The organism is Bradyrhizobium sp. USDA 4473 (genome assembly GCF_054063335.1).
Map to the genome: position 1 here is coordinate 6662551 of NZ_JBSSGE010000001.1, position 23402 is coordinate 6685952.

Annotated in this window: 17 protein-coding genes; 9 read left to right on the plus strand and 8 right to left on the minus strand. The window is 62.8% G+C overall.

Translation table 11 applies throughout. The features are described from left to right. Nucleotides 1-95: 95 nt before the first annotated feature. Nucleotides 96-749, minus strand: coding sequence for a LuxR C-terminal-related transcriptional regulator (locus ACVW17_RS31600; protein ID WP_456755512.1), 654 nt, complete (start codon nt 747-749; stop codon nt 96-98). Between the two features lie 489 nt (nt 750-1238). Here ACVW17_RS31600 and ACVW17_RS31605 point away from each other — a divergent pair, with 489 nt between their 5' ends. Next, nucleotides 1239-2162: a LuxR C-terminal-related transcriptional regulator gene (locus ACVW17_RS31605; RefSeq protein ID WP_456755513.1), complete on the plus strand. Its 924-nt coding sequence runs from the start codon at nt 1239-1241 to the stop codon at nt 2160-2162. Nucleotides 2163-2349: 187 nt separating this feature from the next. Here ACVW17_RS31605 and ACVW17_RS31610 read toward each other — a convergent pair whose 3' ends face one another. From ACVW17_RS31610 to ACVW17_RS31640, 7 genes are all read right to left on the minus strand, one after another. Beyond that, a complete protein-coding gene (locus tag ACVW17_RS31610) occupies nt 2350-3264 on the minus strand; it encodes a hypothetical protein (RefSeq protein WP_456755514.1) in 915 nt (304 codons plus the stop codon). Nucleotides 3265-3347: 83 nt separating this feature from the next. Beyond that, nucleotides 3348-6263, minus strand: coding sequence for an HAD hydrolase family protein (locus tag ACVW17_RS31615; protein WP_456755515.1), 2916 nt, complete (start codon nt 6261-6263; stop codon nt 3348-3350). Between the two features lie 28 nt (nt 6264-6291). Beyond that, nucleotides 6292-7494 (minus strand): glycosyltransferase family 4 protein, encoded by a 1203-nt coding sequence (locus ACVW17_RS31620; RefSeq protein WP_456755516.1) that lies wholly within the window; start codon nt 7492-7494, stop codon nt 6292-6294. Beyond that, nucleotides 7491-8294 (minus strand): polysaccharide deacetylase family protein, encoded by an 804-nt coding sequence (locus tag ACVW17_RS31625; protein WP_456755517.1) that lies wholly within the window; start codon nt 8292-8294, stop codon nt 7491-7493. Before ACVW17_RS31625 ends, ACVW17_RS31620 begins: the two co-directional genes overlap by 4 nt. Then, nucleotides 8291-10561 (minus strand): hypothetical protein, encoded by a 2271-nt coding sequence (locus ACVW17_RS31630; protein WP_456755518.1) that lies wholly within the window; start codon nt 10559-10561, stop codon nt 8291-8293. Before ACVW17_RS31630 ends, ACVW17_RS31625 begins: the two co-directional genes overlap by 4 nt. A gap of 28 nt (nt 10562-10589) precedes the next feature. Then, nucleotides 10590-11339 carry a WecB/TagA/CpsF family glycosyltransferase gene (locus ACVW17_RS31635; RefSeq protein WP_456756571.1) on the minus strand — a complete coding sequence of 250 codons (750 nt, stop codon included), beginning with the start codon at nt 11337-11339 and terminating at the stop codon, nt 10590-10592. Between the two features lie 65 nt (nt 11340-11404). Then, complete coding sequence (locus ACVW17_RS31640; protein WP_456755519.1) at nt 11405-12385, minus strand: UDP-glucuronic acid decarboxylase family protein; 981 nt, start codon at nt 12383-12385, stop codon at nt 11405-11407. A 273-nt stretch (nt 12386-12658) separates the two neighbouring features. On the opposite strand from ACVW17_RS31640, the gene ACVW17_RS31645 reads away from it, so the two are divergent. The 8 genes from ACVW17_RS31645 (at nt 12659) to ACVW17_RS31680 (ending at nt 23396) form a co-directional block, all read left to right on the plus strand. Then, complete coding sequence (locus ACVW17_RS31645) at nt 12659-13999, plus strand: polysaccharide biosynthesis/export family protein (protein ID WP_456755520.1); 1341 nt, start codon at nt 12659-12661, stop codon at nt 13997-13999. 132 nt (nt 14000-14131) lie between these two features. Continuing rightward, on the plus strand, nt 14132-15754 hold the full coding sequence (locus ACVW17_RS31650) for a right-handed parallel beta-helix repeat-containing protein (protein WP_456798259.1): 1623 nt from the start codon (nt 14132-14134) through the stop codon (nt 15752-15754). 192 nt (nt 15755-15946) lie between these two features. Next, nucleotides 15947-16939, plus strand: coding sequence for an NAD-dependent epimerase/dehydratase family protein (locus ACVW17_RS31655; RefSeq protein WP_456756572.1), 993 nt, complete (start codon nt 15947-15949; stop codon nt 16937-16939). A gap of 66 nt (nt 16940-17005) precedes the next feature. Beyond that, the gene (locus tag ACVW17_RS31660; protein ID WP_456755522.1) at nt 17006-18163 is read left to right on the plus strand and encodes a sugar transferase; all 1158 of its coding nucleotides are present in this window, start codon (nt 17006-17008) and stop codon (nt 18161-18163) included. Between the two features lie 307 nt (nt 18164-18470). Further along, the gene (locus ACVW17_RS31665) at nt 18471-18734 is read left to right on the plus strand and encodes a recombinase family protein (protein WP_456798260.1); all 264 of its coding nucleotides are present in this window, start codon (nt 18471-18473) and stop codon (nt 18732-18734) included. A gap of 684 nt (nt 18735-19418) precedes the next feature. After that, nucleotides 19419-20159 (plus strand): class I SAM-dependent methyltransferase, encoded by a 741-nt coding sequence (locus ACVW17_RS31670; RefSeq protein WP_456755524.1) that lies wholly within the window; start codon nt 19419-19421, stop codon nt 20157-20159. Between the two features lie 25 nt (nt 20160-20184). Next, nucleotides 20185-21576 (plus strand): O-antigen ligase family protein, encoded by a 1392-nt coding sequence (locus ACVW17_RS31675; protein WP_456755525.1) that lies wholly within the window; start codon nt 20185-20187, stop codon nt 21574-21576. Between the two features lie 155 nt (nt 21577-21731). Next, nucleotides 21732-23396, plus strand: a complete 1665-nt coding sequence (locus tag ACVW17_RS31680; RefSeq protein WP_456798261.1) for a GMC family oxidoreductase — start codon at nt 21732-21734, stop codon at nt 23394-23396. Nucleotides 23397-23402: the final 6 nt, after the last annotated feature.

Below are 23402 nucleotides of genomic sequence, written 5' to 3' on the forward strand. Positions count from 1 at the left end.
AGGGCGATAAGAAGCGTCAACTCGTCTGGTCATGCACCCGACCCTGGAGCGCATTCGCCGAGCCGCGCCGTTCGTCACGCGTGCCGCACCACCTATCAGCTGGATGGCAGACCGCCCGGCCCGGCCTGCGAGACGACGAGCGTGGCGAGAATTGTCCTGTTGCTGATCTCGAGCTTGCGGAAGATGTGGTGCAAGTGAACCTTGATTGTCCCGTCGGCCACCTTCAGGCGGCGGCCAATCTCCTTGTTCGACAAGCCCTCCGACACCAGGCTCATGATCTGACGCTCGCGGTCGGTCAGCACCGCCAGATATTTCTCCGGCATTGCGGTTTGCGCACAAGAGAGCGCTTCCTCGCACGCGGGCGGCGGCAACATCTTCTGGCCGTCCGCGACCTGCCGCAACGTCTGTACGAGCGTCTCCGGCTCCTCGTCGTTCAGGATAACGGCATAGGCCCCCGCTGCCGCCAACACGGCGAGGTCGCGATCCTCGACCGAGGTGGCGAGGAATACGAGCCGCGCAGCAGCCGTCCCTGCCTTTGCGACGTCGAGCATCGCCTGCCCCAGAACGTCGGGCATCGACATATCCAAAATGGCTATATCGGGCGCCAAGCTTCGTATTGTCTCGAAACAGCTCGCACCATCGTTGCAACGAGCGACAACCTTGAAATCATGTTCTGCTTCGAGCAGGCAGTTCAAACCCAATAAGACAACTGGAAATCTACTCGCAATAACCACACGACTGAAATGCATTTACGACCAACCCTCACGTCCCTCCAGTTCGGCTCGGCGCCCCGCGTTCCTTAATCAGGCTACTCCAATATGAGGCTTTTCAGTAAGGTTTTGTTGTCGCGGGCATCCGGGAATCTACGGCCAACGCACGCGGAGAAGCATTATTCCGACAACGCATAATCGCAACGGTGGCCCAACTCACCCCGGGCGAGTACCCTCGACAGGCAGCCATGGCCCATCCGGGCTACACCAGCGGCTTTCATATTATGGTCGGCATGCAAACAATGCCTATAACCAAAGGTATATAGGGATATTGGGGATTAGCATCTAACATTCTTAAATATTTTCAGAGTGGGCTCGGGACTTTTCGTCCTCAGATTTGCTGCTTCAAACGACCAAGGCGGATTTTTCATACGACGTTGTTTTTAACTGGGCGGAACCAATCACCGAACATGAACCGGATTCAACCGATCAGCCCATTGTTTCATTGTAGCGTCCAGGAGAGTTTCCATGAGACGACGATATCCTTTTTCCATTGTGCTTGTTGGTGAAAATAGTCTTCGCAAAGAAGGTCTTGCCAGAATTCTGAATTCGGAAAGTTTTCAAGTCCTGGCTTCAATATCCGATGCCGACGGCTTGCTTGGCGGCGACGCGCATCAGAAAGCTCCGACCAGCCAGCCGCTGCTGCTCCTCATTGTTCATACCGGCGATGATTTCCGCCCGACAATCGAGCAGATCGAATCCTTCAAACGTCGTCACGTCGACGGGCGCGTGGCAGTCGTCGCCGATCAATATCGTGTGAGCGACCTCGCTGCCGCGCTTCGCGCCGGCGCCACCGGATACTTCATCGACGTGATGAATTGCGACGCGTTCATCAAGTCGATCGAACTCGTCATGATGGGCGGGACCGTGTTCCCGCCGGCCTTCCTGACGTCCGCGCTCGATGCCGAAGAACACGACGCAGACGATGCGCCGGCCCCGATCGACGACGATCGTGCCGTCGCGGAGGCCGATGACCGGCTTGCTCGGCAATTGTCGCCGCGGGAAGTCTCCATTCTGCAGTGCCTGATCGAAGGCGACTCCAACAAGTGCATTGCACGCAAGATCAATATCGCCGAAGCCACGGTGAAGGTTCACATCAAGGCGATCCTTCGCAAGATCCGGGTGCAGAACAGGACCCAGGCCGCGATCTGGGGCCTGAACCATCGGCCTGCGGCCTGGCCGAAAAGCAACGGCTCTGCGCATCAAGCCAATGATGCCGAGCGGCCGCTCCCGCTGAAGCGGGAAGCTCCCAGGATCGCACGAGCGAGCCAGCCGGCGCCACTCGGCACGCTCGACCACGCCGTGAAGTATTTTGAAGTGCCACTCACGAACGGCCACGCCCACGGCGGCATGAACTCGAAGATCGACGGGGCGATCCGGCTTCGCAAATAGCTGACGCCTTCCCGCTTGACGTCCCGCCGGGTTACCCCAGCGGGACGTCGCGCGAACTGCGACCGGGCTTGACCGATCTATCCTCCATTTGCATCCGCGTGCGGCTGAACGACGGGAGCTCCGGACCAAACGGGAGTCGTTGGGAGCCAACCTCTGCAAGGGCCCCCGGACGGGCGGACCGTTGTTGTTAGCGGCGTCTTTCGGCGAGCAACGACAGCAGACCACCGAGCACCAGTGCGGCGAGGAACGTCAGCGCGAACAGCAGCGGACCGTTGGGACCGGAGGGTATCATCACGGCTTCCGCGGGCAGTAGCGTTTGACCCGCAGCGAACCTGACCACGTCATGCGCCGGCGCGCCGTCTTGGTTGTCGAGCGCGGCATCCTTCTCCGCGCCCTCCATGACCTGCTTCAGACGTTCGAGTTTGGCTTGGGCGCTGAGATAGGTCGGATGACGCGGGCCCAACACGGCCGAAAGCCCGGCCAATTCCCGCTCGGCCGCGGCGTACCCCTCCGTCGCCTGTGCGCGCAGCCGCCCGCGCAGATATTCGGACGCAACCCAATTCGCCAGGCTGGCCGCGCGCTCCGGGTCCGACGTGGTCACCGCGATCGAGATCAGATAAGACCGCGGATCGTTGGTGACGGTGATTTGCTTCATGAGATGTGTGATCGCGAGCTCGCGCGGCGTTGTCGCGGGATGAGGCCCGAAGTACTGCCCGACATGGGACAACACCCGCTCCAGGCGGCTCGGGCGCGTGTATTCCGGGTCCTGATCGAGCCGCAGTGCCGACACCACCGCGCTGGCGGTGCCGCGCGACCGGATGATGCGCGCCGAGCTGTCCACGACGGCGGCCGCATCGACGGCTGCTGTCGATTGCAGCCTTTCGCCGGCGATGTTTTCGTTGCGGACGAAGTCGAGCTGAATGATGGCTTCGCCGGTGTATCGCGATGCCATGAACATGAATGCGACCAGAAAGGCGGCCAGGGCAACCACGACGGTTCCCGTGACGAGCCGCCGGTGCCTCCATACGACACCCAGCGCATTATGTACGACCTGCTCATAATGCATGCGGGGGGCGTTGATCGCGCCTGTCTCGACAAACATGTCCTGATCTCCCGAACGGGGGTTGGTCCCCGATCTTTGCGAGTGGCCAAGGCGGTTGGCCAGTAGCCGATGGCTCAGTGACGTCATCGTATGAAAATCCTGAAAGTGGCCCGGTTGAAAAGCGCGCCGACCAGCGCACGGGCCTGAAGGCGGTCGGCTACCCTGAGCAGATCCAGAAACAGGTGCTCGCCGTCGGATCGGCCGGCCAGTTCCGTCCGGCCATCGCACCCGTCAGCTTTTCGGTCGACGAGAGCGCCGACGATATCGAGCAGACCCCGCTGATAGGAATAGCGCGAGACCGTGCAGCCGAGCAGCCGCGCCTCCCTGCTGCAGCGGATCTGCGCCGGAGCAAAGCTGAGCGTAGCCGCCCGAAACATCGGCAGGTCGGCTTCGGTGTCGCCGATCGCAATCGTCTCGGCGTCCGGTCCCAACACCCGGTCGCGCAGGGCCGCAAGGCCTGTCCCCTTGTTGACGCCCTTTGCTACCACGGTGGTATCGCTCGTGGTCTGACGGAAGCAAAGCCGGTCGAGCCGCAGCGTCGTGATCAGATCACGCACGGTCAGCGTTGGCAGCGGGACCGGGACGCCCTGGCCGACGGTAAAGCGGCGCATCCGCGATAGCAGGCTCTGGGGCTTCTTCTCGATCATGTAGGCTCGGATGGAATATCTGTGGCGCTCGTCGAGAAAAACGCCGGGAAGTTGTCGCAGCGCTCTCCTGAATTCGTCGAGCTGAACCAGCGAGTCCTGATCGAGCAGCGGCAGTCCGTGCCCGGCAACGGCATCCCACAAATAAGCGCCGCTTTCCGCCACGCCCCCGGCCAGTCCGTAGGCTTCACAATAATCCTTGACCTCGTAGACCGACCGCGCCGTGTTGAGCGCGACCGAGCAGCCGTGCTTTGACAGCAGGGAAAGAGCCTCAATGCCGGCCGCCGTCGTGGACGGATAACCGAAGATGCGCCGATCCACGACGCCGTCGATGTCGAGGAACACGAGCGGCGAGCGCCAGGACACCGCTCGCGAGGGCCGACATCGCGCACCGCAGAATCGAGCGGTCTGTACGGTCAGGAAATCCCATGCACCGAGGAAGCGGCGGTGCTGCTCCTGCTGCTGCTTGCCGCACTGCACGACACTGAAAAGATTCTCCTGCGCGGTCTCCATCGCCCACAGGCCGGCCAGCAGCTTGCTGATGAAGAGCCGGTCTGCAACCGACGCGTCGCCGGAATGCTCGACGTAACGGCGGACCAATCGATCCTCCTCGTCGGGCGACAGCTCGAAGCTCAAGATGGCCTCGGCGAGGTCGTAAGCCGGATCGACGCTGTTCAGCAGGGTCTTGCCGAGGCCATGCCCAAAATAGCCCGTCTTCAACAGGCCCGTCCCGCCCCCGATCCACCCGGCAGGTCCCATGTTGCCATCGATCAGCGTGGGATATGGGCAATGCAACCGATAAAGCCGCTGCTGGATCAGCGACCGCATCGGTACGTCGAGCACGAAACTGCCATACGCGCGGCCGAACGCCTCCGCCAGCAGCGTCCAGCCGTTCTCGTACACGGCCTTGCCCGCTACACGCGACTTCGGCAGCGCCAGCAGACGGGTGCGCGCAGCAACGTAGCAGGCCACCCGGTCGATCCAGGAATCGCGATTCAGTCCGACGTCCATGGCAGCCTGCTTTTGCGGCAGCCACTCGCTGTAGAGGATGCCGTCGCGCAGCCCAAGGATCGGCGCAACGAATTCGGACAGCCGCTGCGCGACAAGGAACGCCGGGTAACCGAGGTATCCCAGTCCAACGCTCTTCGCCACGAAGTGACGGATCTCGCGATCGCCTTGCGCAGTCTGCAGCTGCACCTTGAATATTCGCTTCAGCGTCGCGCCTCGCTTGGCGCCCGCGCCGTGCTGTGGACCGCCGTCGAGTTCCTCCGCCCGCCAGCTATCCAGCACCTCGACAGCGGCGAACCCGCGCGGTGCAAGGTATTCGGCCAATCGTGCCTCGACGATCCCGGGATCAAGCAGCTGCTGCTTTCGCCAGCGCTCCGGCTCGAGCGTGATCACCAGGCCGTCCGGCAACGCCGCCGCCCAATCGGGCGTTGCCGGATGCGTCGGTACCAGCGCCCTTATCCTGGAAAGGTCGAAGCCCGCCTGACGCGCGATATCGACGGCAAGAACGATCGTGCCTCCCGAATTCGGCGGGTCGTCGACAATGACGAGCGTGAAGCCCTGCCGGGCGTATTCCGACAACTGCCTGCGCTCCGACTTGCTCGGGCCCTTCTTCGGCTGCACCGTGAGCTCGGCGATCCGGCCGTAACCTTCAGCCTTGAAGAAGGAGCACAACAGCGCGGAAAAGTAGGTGCCGGCCGTTCGCAAACCCAGGACGAGAACCGGATGCGACCTGTCGGGAACCTCCCGCATAAATTGTCGCCCCAGCTCGAACACATCGACAGGCGTCAGATCGAGCCGATTGAATGCGGACGGGATGCCCAGGCGAATGTCGCGCAGACCGGACGGGAACCGCCAGCGCAACAACGCCGACAGCTTCCCGATCACCTCCGCAAACGGCCCCGCATCGCCTTCCGATTGCATCAGGCCGGCAAGGAGCATGTCGAGCCCGTTCTGCCACTCCTGTCTCCAGCGACGAAGCTCAGACCTGTGCCGCAACGGCCACGTCTGCGCGACGTTATCGGTGGTCCATGATGCGAGACGCCCGAGCCGGGTTTTTGCCAGCTGCGAAGGTATGCGCAGCGTGTGTCCGCGCAGATATTCGTCGACGCCATTCAGAATCGAGCACGAAAGCAGATATATGTTTGTGGCAACGTCCCTCGCCTGCCAGCCCGGTTCAACATCGCCGAGCCGGTCGAGCTCGGCGGCAAGTCGCTCGCTCGCTTCGCCGACCGTCAAATGAGGATCGAGGCACCAATCGTAGGCGGAATAGAACCTGGTCTCGGCCGGCAGGGGGTCCAGCACCACCGTCGATCGCTCGATTATCGCCTGCCTCTCCAGCATCAACATCGCTATCTCGGCTCCGATTCCCCAGACGTTACGCTGCCGACCCCGCTTCGATTTCGGACACATCGCGCCGGGCGTATTGATCGATGGCGCGTGCATAGACCGCCATCAGCGCGTGATAATTGGCGTCGGCGGTGAAATACCGGTCAAACGTCTCTCGCGCGGCGTGGCGCATTCCGGTCAGTGCTGATGGTTCGGACCAGAGGGAGCGCACAGACGCCGCGAGGTCGTCCGCGTCGCCTGCTGCAAAGCACACGCCGTTGCGCCCATCGACGATGTCGGCCATCGCGCCATGTCGGGGAACGATAACGGGCGTGCCCTTGGCGAACGCCTCGATCACGACACGAGGAAGTGCCCCCTCGTAACACTGCGACGGCAGGATCAACGCTGCCGCGGCACCGACCAGTTGGTAGACGTCGTCGTGGGACACGCCGTGCAACCAGTCGATCGCCGCATTGCGGGCGGCCGCCTCGCGGACCAGCCCATCAAGCGGGCCGTCGCCGACGATCTTCAGCGGCACGTCGAGTCCCCGCCAGGCCTCAAGAAGCGCTTTAATGCCTTTTTCCTCGGAAAGCCGGCCGACATAGACGGCGTAGCCGCCATCGCCGGCGCCGACGCGCGGCTCGGGAAACAGGAAGTTGGGCTTTACCACGATCTTCTCCGCGGGAAGCCCTCCTTCGATGAACTTCCGGCGACTGAATGCGCTCAGGGCGACATACGCATCGACCGCGTGCTGCCAGGTCCCGAGCAAGCGATGCGTCGCAAGCATCGTCGCGACGGTCGCGCTCGCCGCCGTGCTATGCCGGTAGCAGTTGTGCGCAACGCCACGCCAGAGCGTCGCCTTGCCGAGGCAATCCTCACAAGGCTTGCCATCGCGGAACAGCAGCGCATTGACGCAAACCAGACGGAAATTATGCAGCGTCTGCACCACGGGAACGCCCTCGGCATGCGCGGCGTAATAGGCGGCCGGAGACATCAGGGGAAACGTGTTGTGGAAGTGAACGACCTGCGGACGGTGCGAACGGATCAATCGCCGCATCTCGACAACGGTCGGCCGGCTCCAGATCGTGCGGCCCGCGAGCGCCAGACGGCCCATGTCGTCGATCGCGTCGTTGGAGAGACAATACTGCGTCACTTCGTGGCCGTGCGCCCTGAGCAGCGCAACCTCGGCCGCGACGCATTGGTCCTCGCCGCCGGCGAGCTTGTAGAAATTGTGCGCCACGAGAATGTTCATCGAGGTCCTCCTGCAGCCGCGGCTTCCATGGCGGGCACGGTCTGACCGGACGCCGCGACGGGCGGAATCGGCAGGCGGCAAAGCTCGCCGTTGCTGACCGCCGGCGCCTGCCGCGTGCACTGCCCCATCAGGCGCAGCACGGTTTCCAGCCGCTGCCACTGGTCCAACTCCTCCAGCTCCCAGGAATGTCCCCAGAGATGGAAGACGCCGCCGCGTGCAATGACCTGAGACAGCAGCGTTTCCGCGAGCGCGGGCCAATCTGCGGTGCGGCCTTGGCGGATGTAGCGCCAGAGATTGACGAAGGCCCTCCGCTTGATCGCATTCCTCGCCAGCGCGGAACCGCGGTGCGGAAACGCCTGGACCGTCGTCGGTATGTGCAACAGGCCGGCCAACGGTTGCGGAAAACCGAGCGCGAGGAGCTCGACGGTGCGCAGGCCGATATATCCCGCGCTCTGGACCATGCGCACATGCTCGCTGCGGTAGCGGCCGATCGGCGGGCAGAAGCACTCGCAACGAACGCCCGTGCCGTCCTCGATCCAGGACTTGGAATCAATGATCTCCCGCGAGGCCGTTTCTGTCGTCACGGACGTCAGATCGACATGATGGAGCGTGTGTGCGCCAATCTCGAAGCTCTTGCTCAGCGCGCGCAACTGCGTGGCGGACATGGTCGGTCGTTCGCGCGTCGTCGCCGGCACGTAGAAGGTGCCCTCCAGTCCGTATTTCGCGAGCAATGCCGCCACACGATGATCCAGGGGGTGGCCATCATCCCAGCTGGTCGTGATGTAGGCCGGCAACGTCATGCCCCACCTCCCACCACACTCAGGCGATGCCGCGTCCGGACGTTCGCCTGAGCGGCGGCGAGCATCCGATCGATGCGGGGCATCGCGATGCTTCGCTGTATCAGGCGGAAAAGCCCGCGCGGCGACCATCGCAGGTCGAGCAATTTGAGCTCGGCCCGTGCGAAGGCGCGGATTTCCGCTATCAGCGCCGGCTCCTGCTCCGGTGCCTCCATCATTGTCAGGAAGGCCGACAAGGCGCTTTCCACAAACGTCCGCTTGCTGAGGGCCACGCGCCGATCGATGGTGCGAATATCAGTCGCCACGTCGCAAAGCAGGCCGGCCAGGTCGTAGGCCGCCGGGTAGCTTTGGTTGAATACGGCGCCGGCACATGCCGGCTTGTCGGCGTCGACGAGCGTGAGAATGCGATGCGTAGGATCGTAAAGAATGTTCTGAAGGCAGAGATCACCGTGTGGACTGCCCGACGCCCAATGCGGCTGCAACACGGTGACAAGAACCCGGGCCATGGCCGCCAGCACTTCGGGAGGCTGATCGCTATCGGCGGCAAGGGACTTGTTGAGGTCGGTGCCGGCGGCCATCGTCATCACCAGAGCCGGCGGCGCTTCGGAGACGTGAAGCGGCAATGGCGCGCGTAAGGTCCAGTCATGAACCGTCCTGCCGTCAACCGAGCCGTGCAGCCGCACCTGGGCATCGAACTGCCGCTTTGCCGTTTCGATCGCGGCCGGCTCATCGGGATAGAGCTTGACGGCCAGATCGCGATATCCTTTCCAGACCGCATCGTCCCTGCCGGCGCGGATGCCGTAGATCCGGCCCTGGAATCCTTCTCCGATTTGCCTGATGTCCAGTTCGACGGCCGGATTCGGTTGCGCGAACTGTTGCAAAACCCGCACGATGGGAGCGCGGACGTGATCTTCAGGAGCGGGCCTGGCCGCGATCGTCAGGAATGCGATCCAGCGGGCCGCCGAGCCCGCTACGCTGCCGGCCAATATCCCGTAAGCTGCTCCGAGCAATCCCCATTCGACGGTAAATGCCCAGACCGCTACCGCCGTGACGAACGCTCCGACCGACGTCGCCATCACGACCGCCCGCGGCCGTTCCATGCTTGCCATTGCGTTGGAGGCCGACGCGCCGGCGGCAGTCGCAAGCACGGCCAGCGCGAGGATCGTCACCACGTCCCCTCGCCCGTCGTATCCGTGATCGTGGTAGACCACGCTCATCAAGGCGTCGCCGCTGAAGAAAATCACGAACCAGAAAAGCGACATGACGCCGACGAGCAGAAGCGCATCGCGCGACGCCTGACGGCGCAGTCTCTCGACGCCTCCCTCCTTGAAAGCAAGGACCGAGCGCGGCGTCAGCGTGTTGCGGAACGCGCTCAGCAATGGGTTGGCCAGAGACGCAATACTGTTGCAAGCCGCGAAAACGCCGGTTTCCACCAGGCTGATCAAGAGCGGCAGCACCCAGTAGGTGACATAGCTCTGGATCGTGACCGTGATCTGTCCGGCGCACAGCCATTTGCCAAGTCGCCAGCTGTCCGCGGTCGCCTGCCGCACCTGGCCCGTCTGAACCGAGAAATTCCGTCGCGCCAGATAGAGCCAGACGAGGCTTGTCAACGCGCAGGCGCCGCCCAGTGCGACGGAGGCACTGACTGCGGACATTCTGCCGGTCCATCCGAGCCAGGCCAGCGCAGGCAGTTGCACCGCCGCCACGCCGGCGTCCAGGATGAAGGCGTTCGCCACATTCAAATGTGCGAATGCGTAAGTCCGATTGAACTCCCGCTGCAATACGAACGGAACGGTCAGCACCAGCGTGCAGACCAACCAGGTCAAATCCCTCCCGCCCCATAGCACGATCATCACGATGGTCACGATCGCCAGCACGACGATAGCGGCCACTGCCAACCACGTGCTGTGCAGCAGTGCGAGTCCGGCATGCTGCGCGGGGGTACGCGACGAGCGGTGCCGCTGAATCGTATAAGGCATCAGGACAAGGGCGTCCTGGACCGCGAGCACAAATCCCAATACCGACAGTCCGATGGCGTAGATGCCGAGTTGGCTGGGCTGGGTGAAACGACCAACCAGCACCGTCGACAACAGGCTGGTGCCGCTCACGATCGCCTGGTCCGCCAACGCCAAGACATGCGTTCCAAAGATGATGCGCGCGATCGCTGCCCACGCTGCGGCGCTGCGGCTGGTGGGTTCTCGGACGGCGTGGCGGTCCGGATGCGGCAGCGCGTTGCGGTCCACACCAAGCGCCACGGAACGGTCTTTCATTCCAATTTTCGGCATCCCAACCTTCGACTCACCCGGCCTCACGCGACGGCATCGCGCCGGTCGACCTTCGACTTCGCACGGCGCGCCGCAACAGCTCACCCGCCGCAAGGCAGGAGAATCCGGGGACGATGTAGGCATAGCGTCGCCACAGACGCCGCGGCTCCGAGCACAGCCGGAACAGCCATTCGAGGCTATGACGCTGCATCCACAGCGGCGCCTGACGCTTGGTTCCCGCGAGGAAATCGAATGCTGCGCCGACGCCGACCATCACCGGCGCCTCGATCTGTTCGCGATGCGCCGCCATCCACCGCTCTTGCTTCGGCGTGCTCAGGCCGACCCAGACGACGTCCGGCCGCGCGGCGTTGATCATGTCGACAATCGCGCGGTCTTCGTCCGGCGTCAGTGCGCGAAACGGCGGCGAGAAGGTGCCCACCACTTGCAGTCCCGGAGCGGCGCGAACCAGCGTTTCCTTCAGCTTCTCGGCGAGGCCGACATCTCCGCCATAGTAGAATTGCCGATAACCCCGCCTTGCGGAAAGCGCCGTCATCGCCCGCATCAGGTCCGGTCCGTAGACCCGTTGCGTGCGCCTCTTGCCGACCAGGCGCAGGAAATACACAAGCGGCATCCCGTCCGGGGTCACCATGCCGGCCTCATCGTGGATCTTGCGCAGCGACGGATCGCCTCGACATTCCATCACGCCGTGCACGCCCGTGACGCAGACATATTCGCGGCGTCGTTCCTCGATCCAGCGCTCGAGCGTCGCAACCGCGTCGTCCATGGTAATGGCGCTCACGCCGACACCGAGCACGTCGCCACGATCAAGCGCTGGGTTGGCCCTGGCAATCACTGGGGCACCTTCCACACGAGCTTGTCGGCCTCGCGCGGATCGGACAGCAGTTTGTCGAAATATTCGATGGTCTTGCTCAGTCCTTCGACCACGCTCACGACCGGCGCCCAGTGCAGCAGCTCGCGCGCGCGGGAAATGTCCGGCCGGCGCTGGCGCGGATCGTCCTGCGGCAAGGGCCGGAACTCGAGCCTGGAGCGCGACCCCGTCAGCGAGATGATGAGCTCGGCGAGTTGGCACATGGTCATCTCGGTGGGATTGCCGAGATTGACCGATCCCTCGATGTCCACGGTCGCGTTCATCAACCGCGTCAAGCCATCGATCAGATCGTCGACGTAGCAGAACGATCGTGTCTGCATTCCCGTGCCGAAGACCGTGATCGGTTCACCCCTGAGCGCCTGCACGATGAAGCTGGACACGACGCGGCCGTCCTGCGGATGCATGTTCGGGCCGTAGGTGTTGAAGATGCGGGCGATGCGGATATCCAGCCGATGCTGCCGCCGGTAATCGTAGAACAGTGTCTCGGTGCAGCGCTTTGCCTCGTCGTAACAAGCGCGCGGTCCGGCGATGTTGACGATGCCGCAGTAATCCTCGGTCTGGGGATGGACGTCCGGATCACCATAGACCTCGCTGGTCGACGCCTGAAGGATACGGGCATGCAGCCGCTTGGCGAGGCCCAGCATATTGATGGCGCCGAGCACGCTCGTCTTCGTGGTCTGGATCGGATCGCGCTGGTAGTGAATTGGCGATGCCGGGCATGCGAGGTTGTAGATCTCGTCGACCTCGACATAGAGCGGGAACGTGACGTCGTGCCGCATGACCTCGAATGCAGGCTCGCCGAGGAGCGGTTCAATGTTCCGGCGCATCCCGGTGAAGAAATTGTCGACGCAAAGCACCTCGCATTCCTGCTTCAGCAGCCGTGCACACAGATGTGAGCCGAGGAATCCTGCTCCCCCGGTGACCAGAACACGTCTTTTCACGCTGGCTCTCCGCCGTTTTGCATGTTCGCCGAACAGTCTCCGGCGGTCCTGATCTTGCGTGAGCCAACGGGCAGCCGACAGTCGCGCTCATGGATAAGCCGCAACGAATAGGAGCTATCCGGCGCGAATCGAGGGGTACCACCAGCGAAGTACCGCCGACGCGCGCCTTATTAGCCCGTGTTTTTCCGCACTTGGCCCACACAACCACTAGTCTTGAGGCCGCCGGCCATGGCGCGTCTGCGCCGATCCAGCCGGCCACGCGTGGAGTTCTTCGTGGACAGTGATCACCGACCGATTGCTTCCGGCACCGGCGCGTCGACGCCGATCCGACGCTTGCTGATATCGTTGTCGGCGGCGTGCCTTTCCGTGCTGTTGTGCTCCGGCATAGCGTCGGCAGGCCAGACCACCTACCATCTTGCGCCCGGCGACCGCATCACGGTGACCGTGTTCGGGCAGCCAGAACTCTCGGGCGATCACCTGATCGATGATGCCGGCACCATCAGCCTTCCGCTTGCCGCCGCCATCGAGGTCAAGGACCTGACCGTGTTCGAATGCCAGGAGCGGATCAACGACCAATTGCTTGCCGAGGGACTTCTCCGGACCCGATCCGTCGGCGTGCGCATCGCCGAGCTGCGGCCGCTCTACGTGCTGGGCGACGTGCGGCTGCCGGGCGCCTATCCGTTCCGCTATGGCAGCACGACGCAGAGTGCCGTGGCGCTTGCCGGAGGATATGGCCCCGTCGACGCACTGCGCCAGACCGCGCTCTCCGACTATCTGCTGGCAGAGGAACGTGTCCGCCAGCTCACCAATCAGAAGCGCACCATGCTCATCCGCCAGGCTCGTCTCGAGGCGCAGCGCGACGGCAAGGACAGCTTCTCCCCGCCTGATCTCGGCAACGCAGCCAACGACAAGGAAACGCTCCGGATCATCGCAAGCGAGCAGGACATGCTCCGGGTCCAGGCTGCGATTCTGCAAGGCCAGATCGACCTGCTTCGGTCGCAAAAGCCGCTGCTGAAGGAGCAGATCGAGGCCAACAGCGAGCAGGGCAACGCCGGGAAGAAGCAGCTCGACCTGATCCGGCAGCAGATCGATCGATATGCCAACCTTCTCCGACAAGGATTGGGGACACAGAACAACGACTTCAATTACCGTGTCCTCGAGGCAAACCAGGAAGCGGCGGTCTGGCGATCGCTCTCGGACGTGTCCCGCCTGCAGGTCGATGCGGGAAACGTGGATTTCAGGATCAAGGAGGTTGACGCGGCATTCAAGCGCCAGGTCGCGATAGATCTGCAGCAGACGCGCGATCAGCTCAACGACCTCGAGATCACGCTGCCGGCGGCCACTGCGGTTCGCGACGCCCGATGGCGGAACGTCGGCGGCGGGGTTGGCGCCAAGCATTTGATCAGCATCACGCGCATGCGGAATGGCAAGGCCGTCGTCTCGGATGCCGACGAGACGACGTCCGTTGAGCCCGGCGACGTCATCGAGGTCAAGAACGAGATGCCAGGCGGCATCACGTCGAGCGACCAGGCCGCCGCGCAATCGCTTGGATCGCGATCGTCCGGAACTGAACAAGCCAGCGGCCAGGACTTCACCAACCCGATTGCCAGATAGCCAGGTGGCGCCGCCATACGAACTGCCGCCCATGAATCCAGCCTGGGCTTTTCAGGAGCCATGACAGCACCCGCCGCGACCGCGCACACCCTATCCCCGGACCGCTACGTCCTCCTGCCAAGTTGCGTTCTCATGGGTTATGCGCTGCTCGGAACGGGCTTTGCCTTTTTTGGTTATCGACAGATCCTCGTCGGCGAATTCACCTTGATCGCGGCGTTGCTTGCCCTGCTTCAGGCAGGCTGCCTGATCGTCCCGCTCGCGTCTGCCCCGGGCCTTCTCCGCGGCCACCCGTCGCGAGGTCCCGTCGGCCGGCGCAGGCTGAGGCACTCGGCCTGGCTCACGGCGTTGATCTGGGTCGTCTCGGCCCAGCCGGCGCTGTGTGGCCCCGTCGAGGAGCCCTGCCCGGCCGATACCATTCCGATTCAGCCGGACGAGCCGATCCAGGCCGCAGTCGATCGTGCCCAGGAGGGCGCGGCCTTTTGTCTGAAGAACGGCATTCATCGCAGCCAAGCTGTCCGGCCACGCAAAGACCAGCGCTTTTATGGAGAAGGCCGGACAATCCTGAACGGCAGCCGCGTTCTCACCGACTTCAGCCGAGAAGGCGCTTACTGGGTTGCCGAGGGCCAGAACCAGCAAGGACGCCGGGTCGGATCATGTGTCAAGTCGGCGCCGGCCTGCAATTTGCCGGAGGCCGTCTTCGTCGACGACGTTCCGCTCACTCAGGTGTTGACGAAAAGCGAGGTGACGGCCGATCGCTTTTACTTCGATCATTCAGCTGGAAAGATATTCCTCGCCAATGACCCTGCCGGCCATAAGGTCGAAGTCACTGTCGCGGCATTCGCGTTCGGCAGTACTGCACCCGGCGTCCTGATCAAGAATCTCATTATCGAGAAATATGCCAGTGTCGGCCAGAAGGGGGCCGTCCAGGCTCAGGATGCCAACGGCTGGGTGGTCGAGAATTGCGAACTTCGGCTGAACAGCGCGGCGGGGATCGCGGTGGGCTCCGGCACCCGGATCCGCGACTGTGACGTCCACCACAACGGCCAGATCGGGATCACGGGCGTCGGCCACGACGTCGTGATCGAACGCAATCACGTGTTCGAGAACAACACCCGCGCGTTCAATCCCAACTGGGAAGCCGGCGGCGTCAAGCTTGCGGTCAGCTCGAACGTCGTGATGCGGGATAATCTCGTCTACAACAATCGTGGCCCGGGCCTGTGGTGCGACATCGAATGCCGCGATGTTCTCTACGAGGGCAATATCGCCGAAGGAAACAGCGAGGCCGGAATATTTCACGAAATCTCGTTCGCGGCTGTGATCCGCAACAACAAGCTTCGACACAACGGCCTCGGCAAGGGCGGGTTCTGGGGTAACAACCTCCTGATTGCCGCGTCCCAGAACGTCGACGTGTATGGCAACGAGCTGATCGTAAGCGCTGGGAAGTGCGGCGTCATCCTTGTCGACCAGGGCCGCCGCACCAAATCGGGTGAGCTCTACAAGACCCGCGACAACCACATCCATGACAACGACATGACGTTCGAGGGTGCAGTTTGTGCCGGCGCCGCCTCCGACGTCGGAGCTGACAGCGCAAACGCCGATGTCATCGAGACCGGCAACAACCGGTTCGATCACAACGTCTATCGCATCTCTCGTGGAGGCGCACCGGTCAGATTCGCGTGGGGGCGTGCCGTCCTCGATTGGGACCGACTGCAACACGCCGGGCTCGAACAGCACGGCAGTCTCCTCGTCCATTGACATGACCCGGGGTCACGATGCTCGCAAGCCGCGCACATCGAATGTCATTCCATGATCAGTGCGATTTCGGACTACCACCTCGTTTCAATCGGGACTTTGAAACGCTCCGGTTAAGCTCGCGTTCGACGTTGCTCAATCCTTCCACGATTGGTGCAGTTCAGACAGCTACCGAGACAACATGGAGGCGCGAAAATGCGAGGCAGGAAAACGGCGCTCGTCACGGGTGCCGGTGGGTTCATCGGCCACCATTTAGTCAAGTACCTTGTCGGACACGGATACTTCGTCCGCGGCGCCGACATCAAGTCTCCCGAATACGAAGAGACCGCCGCCGACGAGTTCATGATTGCCGACTTGCGTGAGCGCGCAGAGTGCCTGCGCGTCACCGAGAAAATCGACGAGGTCTATCATCTTGCCGCCGACATGGGCGGCATCGGCTATATCAGCACGCAACACGCCGAGATCACGCTCAACAACACCTTGATCGATGCGCACATGCTGCAAGCTGCACAGCACAACAAGGTCAAGCGCTTCCTGTTTTCCTCGTCCGCCTGCGTCTATCCGCAACATCTGCAGCGAAGTCCCGACGTCGTCCCGCTGCGCGAGGACGATGCGTTTCCGGCCGATCCGGAAGAAGGGTACGGGCTCGAAAAGCTCTATACCGAAAAACTCTGCCAGTACTTCACCGAGGACTGGCACCTGCCTACGCGCGTTGTCCGCTTCCACAACGTCTACGGCCCGCTCGGCACCTATGACGGCGGCCGCGAAAAGGCGCCCGCAGCTCTTTCGCGCAAGATCGCCGGCCTGCGCAGCGGAGACGAAATGCCGATCTGGGGCGACGGCAAGCAGACACGCTCGTTCATGTACATCGACGATTGCGTCGAAGGCATTCATCGCATCATGCAGTCGGACTATTCCCTGCCGCTGAACCTCGGCACGGACGAACTGGTGACGGTCGACGAACTGGTCGACATCATTGCCGCGATCGCCGGCAAATCCGTGATCAAGCGTCACGACATATCGAAGCCGCAGGGCGTGCGCGGCCGCAACAGCGACAACTCGCGGTTAAGGACGGTCCTCGGCTGGGAACCCGGAACGACGTTGCGGCAGGGCCTCGTTCCCACCTACCGCTGGATCGAAGGGCGGGTTCTTGGCAAGCCCGATCTCTCCAACATCGCAGCCGCATAGCACTAGACGTCCTCCGGCATCGCAGCCGGAGGACATCTTCCATTGGATCGAACGGAAGCCAGTATCATGACCGACCAGGGGCTGCACCTGCGCCAGGCGAGCCGCGCGAACCTGCCCTCTGGCAGCCCAGCCGGCTTTGGATTGGTCCGCCGGCATCGCAAGTCGATCGTGGCGCCCCTGCTGTTCAGTGGCGATCTGGCCGCTGCATTGTACGCCGGCTGCTGTACCAGCTTACTGGCCCAAGCGGTCGGACTGCCGGCACCGGAGCATCTTGGGGTCGCGGTGCTCCTTGCGGTTTTCGCGTTCTTCGCAACCGGACTCTACAGCGGTCCGGGTCCGGAGCCCTACCAGCGTTTCCGGCAGCGCATCCGTGGCGTTGGCATTGTCGTGGCGATGTGGAGCATCGTCACGATGGCGCGGGGCGGCGGCGGAAACATCGTCCATCTGATCTTCGTCGAGACCGCTTATGCGGCTTGTCTCCTCTTGATCGGCCATTATGTAGAGGCCGCGCTGCGAACTCTGCTGATTAATTTCGACTTGTGGGATGGCTCAACCGCCCTGATCGGTCCGGTCAGTCAATACCGCGACCTCGCACGATACTCCCGGCAGAACCAGTTCCTCAAACGTATGCTGGATATCGTACTCGCTGTTCCGCTGGCGCTGCTCGCGCTGCCCGTCGTGGCGCTGGCCGCGATATTGATCAAGCTGATCGACCCGGGTTCGGCTTTCTTTGCCCAGCAGCGCATTGGATTCCGCGGAAAGCTGGTGAAGATGTACAAGTTGCGGACCATGTATGCCGACAGCGGCCGTCTGCTGGAGGAGCATCTCAATCGTAACCCGCATGCGCGTGCCGAGTGGCAACAATTCTTCAAGTTGCGGAACGACCCACGCATTCTGCCTGTTATCGGCAATTTCCTGCGCCGTTCCAGCATCGATGAACTGCCGCAGCTCTGGAACGTCATCCGTGGCGACATGAGTCTGGTCGGCCCGCGCCCTCTCCCCGCTTACCATATCGAACAGCTCGATGAGGAATTCCAGTCACTGCGCACGAGCGTTCTGCCGGGCCTCACCGGACTGTGGCAGGTCTCGTCCCGCAGCGACGGCGATCTGCAGGTTCTGAGAGAACAGGACCTTTCCTACATCCGCAATTCGTCATTCTGGCTGGACGTGTACATCATGCTGCAAACGCTGCCCGCCGTGCTGGGGGCAAAGGGAGCCCGTTAACCGTCAAGCCGTGCCCTTGAACCGGCTTCGAAGCCGAGGCGCGCGTTCAGCGCGGCGGACGGAAGGCCTGCTCACGATGGTTGCCGCGGGACCGCCATGGACCACCGTCCAAAGCGGCACGTGTTTCAACCTGCTTGAGCCAGGTGACAGCTAGGAGGAAGGCCGGTGATCGTGAGCTATTGTCGCGTTGGTCCACTCGAACCCATCGAGCGACTTGACGCCCAGAAGCGCGACCTGGCCGCGCTCGGGGCGCAAGAGCACTTTTGCGAGAAGGCCAGCGTCTTCGGAAAGATGCCGGAGCTGGAGCGTGCGATCAAGGTCACCCGCAAAGGGGGACGTGATAGCGATCACGAAACCCTATCGCGTGGCACATTCGACCCGCGGCGTGCTGGCGCTCATCGAGCGGCTGGGCCGCAAGGGCGTCGGCCTTCGCATCCTCGGCACGCCGATCGACACGAGTACCACGACCGGACGGATGATCCTCGGATCGGCGCCGCTTTGGTCGCTTGGCGCTTCCCCGCTGCGGTCTGTGCTGTGGGATCTGAGCATCGGCTGGTGGCGCGGACGATGACGGCCGCTTCGGCGTGCGGCGGGACGCCACGCAAGACGCCGCCGCCTTGGATTTCTGTTCTGACGGCATGTTCGGCGCATCCGATTCCGGACACTTAGCGTTGCCCGACATCCACCGCGCGACCTCTCCGACTGTGATTGTGGATCACAGAAGTCTCGATACAGATATACCCCATACATGCGGGGCGCCCGCCGCTCCCCGGGAAAGCACGTCGCGTCGGCGCGGGGGGACAACTCTGGTGACGATGCAGTACCGAATCCGCAGCGGCGAAGCCCGTACCCCCAGTGAAGTACTTCCAAAAGGCATTCCGATAGCCCGTGTTTCTCGGCAACAGGGGCGTACGCAACCACTAGTCTCGGGCCGTCGGGTCGACAACATGACCACGCGAGCACCAACGCGAGCCTGTGCCACGATGTATCGAACCTTCACCAGCGACGATCGGATATCGACAATTTCCGCAAACCGATACCGCGCCGCCGGGTGGGGACAATCTGCAAGGCGCGAAAACCGGCTCTGGCTGGAACGAAGTCCAATTGCCCGCTGATGCCTGCTGACGCCATCAGCGGTGGTATCGGGGGAATTGTTGCGTAGGAGAGAGCGGCGCCGCCACGGGCATACGAAGGGTAAACCACCAAGATGAATACTCCGATCTGTCCTCAATGCAAGCATCAGGGAGACGCTTGCTTGCACTGGCAGGCGCCCCGCTTCCTGCGCTGCCGCGAATGCGGCACGATCTTCCGTGATCCCTACCCAGACGAGTCGGAGCTTGCGGACTATTACCGCGAAGGATGGAAACAACCTGAGCAGAACACCGTCGAAACCGGCGCTACGGATGAAGCGGTCGCCCGATGTCTCGTGGATTCACTGACAGATACGCTGGGCGTACGTGGCCTTTCCGGCATGCGCATCCTGGATTTCGGTGCTGGCCGCGGCGCAATGACTTTCGAATTGATGAAGCGCGGCGCCAGGCTCGCCGCTGTCGAACCGTTCGGGTATCAGTTCCTTGCCGAACGTGGCATTGCAGTCTATCGGGATCTTGCAGACCTCCCGGAAGGATCCAGCTTCGACGGGATTGTGTCCCTCGAGGTCATTGAGCACCTTCGTGACCCAGGCCGCGTGCTGGCGGGCTTGTACGAGCGCTTGTCACCGGGCGGCTGGCTCCTGATCACCACTCCGAATGCAGCTGGTTTCCCGGCACGGCTGATGGGTCAGCGTTGGCGCGAAGCTGCAAGGCCGGGTCATATCGTCTTCTTCACTCCCGCAGCGCTCGCCAGGCTCCTGAAGAAGAATGGGTTCAACCGCGTCCAGCGCCAGCGCTGGCATGTCCGGTATCCCGAGGCTTCCCCGTTACGTGCGCTTCTTCACGTCGGCATGCAAAAGCTGGCTATCGACGGAGGTCTGCGTATGGTCGCCTACCGGCCGTAAGCGAGGGATGAATGCCTGACTGATCATGACCACCCCGCTCCCAGTTTCACGTTCTGCAGGCCTGGGTGACCGCTACACCCTCGCGCTCTGCTGCGCCCTGGCAGGATATGCGCTGATGGGAAAGGGTTTCGCCTATTGGGGCTACCGGCCGTTTTTCGTCGGCGAGATCGCCTTCCTGGTCGGGCTCCTTGTGCTGTTGCGATCGGGTTGCCTGGTGGCCGTATTCGCATCCGGACCGAGCCTCCCTCTCGCGGTGGCCATGGGCTGGGTCCTGGTGCGCACCTTTCCTTATCTCAACACCTATGGTGTCGACGCGTTGCGCGACAGCGTAATCCTCGTGTATGGGGGCTTCGCCTTCGTCGTTGCCGCTCTTCTGATCGAAGACTATCGACGCATCGACACGATCATTGGTTACTACCAGAGATTCCTGGATATCTACGTTCCCCTCGTCCCCATCCTGTTTCCGCTCAGCTTCTATTTTGCAGACGAGATACCGACCATACCCGGCACCAGTGTCGGCCTGATCTGGCTCGGCGCCGGCGAGGTCGCGACACACCTTGCAGGCGCCACCGTGTTTGTCCTCGCAGGCTTGCGCAAGCCAACTCCGATCTGGACGGCCTGTCTCATCATGGCCGTGGTGATGGTCAGCGCCGTTAGCCGTGCTGCCGTTCTTGCATTTGCCGTGCCTGTCGTTCTGGCGGCGCTGGTGCTCGGCAAGCTGCGTCCCGTCCTGATCGTCGTCGCGGCCGGCACAATGCTCCTCGCCACTTCCTACGCGATCGAGATCAGCGTCTCCGGCTACCAGGAAGCCCGCGTCTCGACCGAACGGCGGGTCAGCGTTGCGCAGATCGTCGAGAATATGGCCAGCATCGTCGGCCAGGGAGGCGCCCAGACCGAGGACACCACGCAGTGGCGCGCAAATTGGTGGCGGACCATCGTTGAGAAAACGGTGCATGGACCGTATTTCTGGACCGGCCGCGGATTTGGGGTGAACCTGGCTGTCGAGGACGGGCTCGCGAGGGCCAACAGCGAGCGGCCCCTGCGCAGCCCGCACAGCGCCCATATGACGATCCTGGCGCGCGCGGGGGTGCCGGGGCTTGTGCTGTGGGCAGCTTTTCTCGCCGTTTGGTATGGCACGCTGCTTCGCGCCATGGCGCCGGCCTACAGGCGCGGGCACGCCGAATGGGCCGCGCTGATGCTGTTCATCGCCTGTTACGCCTCATCCTGCATCATCAACGCTTCGTTCGACGTCGCACTCGAGGCTCCGATGCAGGGGATCTGGTTCTGGTGCCTGATCGGCTTCGGCATCGGCACGACGATGATCTATCGCTACCTTCAGGGTTCGGATGAACGCGAAGCACCGGCAACCGGCTCGCCCCTGCCGGCCAGTGCACGCGAAGCGTCGCCGCCTGCCTGAGAGGGGCCCTATCATAGTGAGCCGCGTCTGCTCTGAAGCATGCCTGCGGATGACGATCTCAAAAACTCCCCGAAGGGGTAACACCGATGAACCAAGTGGCGCAAAGACCTGTCCGCTAACATCCGCCATGCAGTGGCACCCGTGGGGTAGAAGCAATGTCGGCGGACGCAGAGGTTTTCGACTATGTCATCGTCGGTGCCGGGGCCGCGGGATGCGTCGTGGCCAATCGGCTCGCGGCCACCGAAGCCTACACTGTCTGTCTGCTCGAGGCGGGCCCGCCGGACTACAGCGTGTTCCTGCGTGTCCCCGCCGGGGTCTACAAGGCCGCATCCATTCCGAAATACGCATGGCAGTACGAAACGGAGCCGAACCCGGCAACGGCAAACCGCGCCATTCCGATCCCGCAGGGCAAAACGCTCGGTGGCTCGACCGCCATCAACGGAATGAACTACAACCGGGGCCATTCCGACGATTTCGATGGTTGGGCCCGACGCGGCAACCGGGGATGGGGCTACGCCGACGTGCTGCCGTACTTCAAGAAGACTGAACGAAGAATCGGGACATGCGACACCACATACCGAGGTATCGAGGGAGCGCTGCCCATCACCGACTGCGATTGGAAACACCCGCTCTGCGATTCATTCATTGAGGCTGCGCACAACCTCGGACTCCCGCACAATTCCGACTACAACGGCGCACGGCAGGCAGGTTTCGGATACTACCAGCGCTACATCGAGAACGGCTGGCGCGTCAGCGCAGCGCGGGCGTTTCTGCGACCCGTTGCCAGGAAGAAGAACCTGGAGATTCGAACCCGAGCCCAGGCAACCGCCGTGCTGTTCGAGGGAAAGCGAGCGGTCGGCGTCCGGTACGCGCAAGGACCTGGCCGTCCCACCCGTGAAGTGAAAGCACGCCGCGAGGTGATCCTCACCGCGGGCGCCGCGAACACACCGAAGCTGCTGCAGGTTTCAGGCGTCGGTTCACCGGCATTGCTCGCCGACCTCGGGGTTCCGCTCCTGCATGAGCTGTCTGGCGTCGGCCAGAACCTGCAAGACCACTACATGATCCATTTCATCGTCCGGGTGAAGGGCAAGACGGTCAGCGGGCACGGCTTGAGTCTGCTTCGGGAAGGCACCAAATGGGTCCTCGGCCGTCCGAGCATTCTCGCCCTCAGCCCGTCTCTCGTGTACGGCTTCGCCAATTCGCGCGATCTCTGTTCTACTCCGGACGTTCAAATCGACGTTGCCATCGGGAATTACTCCAATCTCCGGGAGCGGTTTCCCGTCCTCAAGCCCGGTTTCTATCAGCTGCGGCCGTACAGCACCGGGTTCGTCCGCGCGAGCTCGCCAGATCCGTTCCGGGCCCCGATCATTCAGCCCAACTTTCTCGTGGACGAGAGGGACCAGCGCGTTGCCGTCGACGGCATCCGGATGATGCGGCGGTTGCTCGCCGCCCCCGAGCTTCAGCCTTACTACTACGGAGAGGAATTGCCCGGTCCTTCGGTCTTGAGCGACTCCGAGTGCCTGGAGTTTGCGCGGGAAGCCGGACTGACATCATACCATCCGTGCGGGACATGCCAAATGGGCCCGCAGGACAATCCGGCGTCTGTCGTCGATGATCAATTGCGTGTCCACGGTTTGGAGAGCCTGCGGATAGCCGATGCTTCGATTATGCCCGCCGTGCCCTCGGCCAACACATCCGCGGCCGTCTTCATGATCGCAGAGAAAGCCGCAGACATGATACTTGGACTTCATCCCTTGCCTGCAATGCATTCTGATCCTTCCGACCGAGTCCAGCGTCCTCAGCGCGCCTTGACGGCGTAGATCCGA

What these genes read in the sequence shown, in the direction of transcription:
- ACVW17_RS31630 (WP_456755518.1), bottom strand. Translation starts at nt 10,561, where the DNA reads ATGAAAGACCGTTCCGTGGCGCTTGGTGTGGACCGCAACGCGCTGCCG.
- ACVW17_RS31620 (WP_456755516.1), bottom strand. Translation starts at nt 7,494, where the DNA reads ATGAACATTCTCGTGGCGCACAATTTCTACAAGCTCGCCGGCGGCGAG.
- ACVW17_RS31650 (WP_456798259.1), top strand. Translation starts at nt 14,132, where the DNA reads ATGGGTTATGCGCTGCTCGGAACGGGCTTTGCCTTTTTTGGTTATCGA.
- ACVW17_RS31610 (WP_456755514.1), bottom strand. Translation starts at nt 3,264, where the DNA reads ATGTTTGTCGAGACAGGCGCGATCAACGCCCCCCGCATGCATTATGAG.
- ACVW17_RS31675 (WP_456755525.1), top strand. Translation starts at nt 20,185, where the DNA reads ATGACCACCCCGCTCCCAGTTTCACGTTCTGCAGGCCTGGGTGACCGC.
- ACVW17_RS31605 (WP_456755513.1), top strand. Translation starts at nt 1,239, where the DNA reads ATGAGACGACGATATCCTTTTTCCATTGTGCTTGTTGGTGAAAATAGT.
- ACVW17_RS31625 (WP_456755517.1), bottom strand. Translation starts at nt 8,294, where the DNA reads ATGACGTTGCCGGCCTACATCACGACCAGCTGGGATGATGGCCACCCC.
- ACVW17_RS31615 (WP_456755515.1), bottom strand. Translation starts at nt 6,263, where the DNA reads ATGTTGATGCTGGAGAGGCAGGCGATAATCGAGCGATCGACGGTGGTG.
- ACVW17_RS31635 (WP_456756571.1), bottom strand. Translation starts at nt 11,339, where the DNA reads ATGGACGACGCGGTTGCGACGCTCGAGCGCTGGATCGAGGAACGACGC.
- ACVW17_RS31600 (WP_456755512.1), bottom strand. Translation starts at nt 749, where the DNA reads ATGCATTTCAGTCGTGTGGTTATTGCGAGTAGATTTCCAGTTGTCTTA.
- ACVW17_RS31655 (WP_456756572.1), top strand. Translation starts at nt 15,947, where the DNA reads ATGCGAGGCAGGAAAACGGCGCTCGTCACGGGTGCCGGTGGGTTCATC.
- ACVW17_RS31660 (WP_456755522.1), top strand. Translation starts at nt 17,006, where the DNA reads ATGACCGACCAGGGGCTGCACCTGCGCCAGGCGAGCCGCGCGAACCTG.
- ACVW17_RS31680 (WP_456798261.1), top strand. Translation starts at nt 21,732, where the DNA reads ATGTCGGCGGACGCAGAGGTTTTCGACTATGTCATCGTCGGTGCCGGG.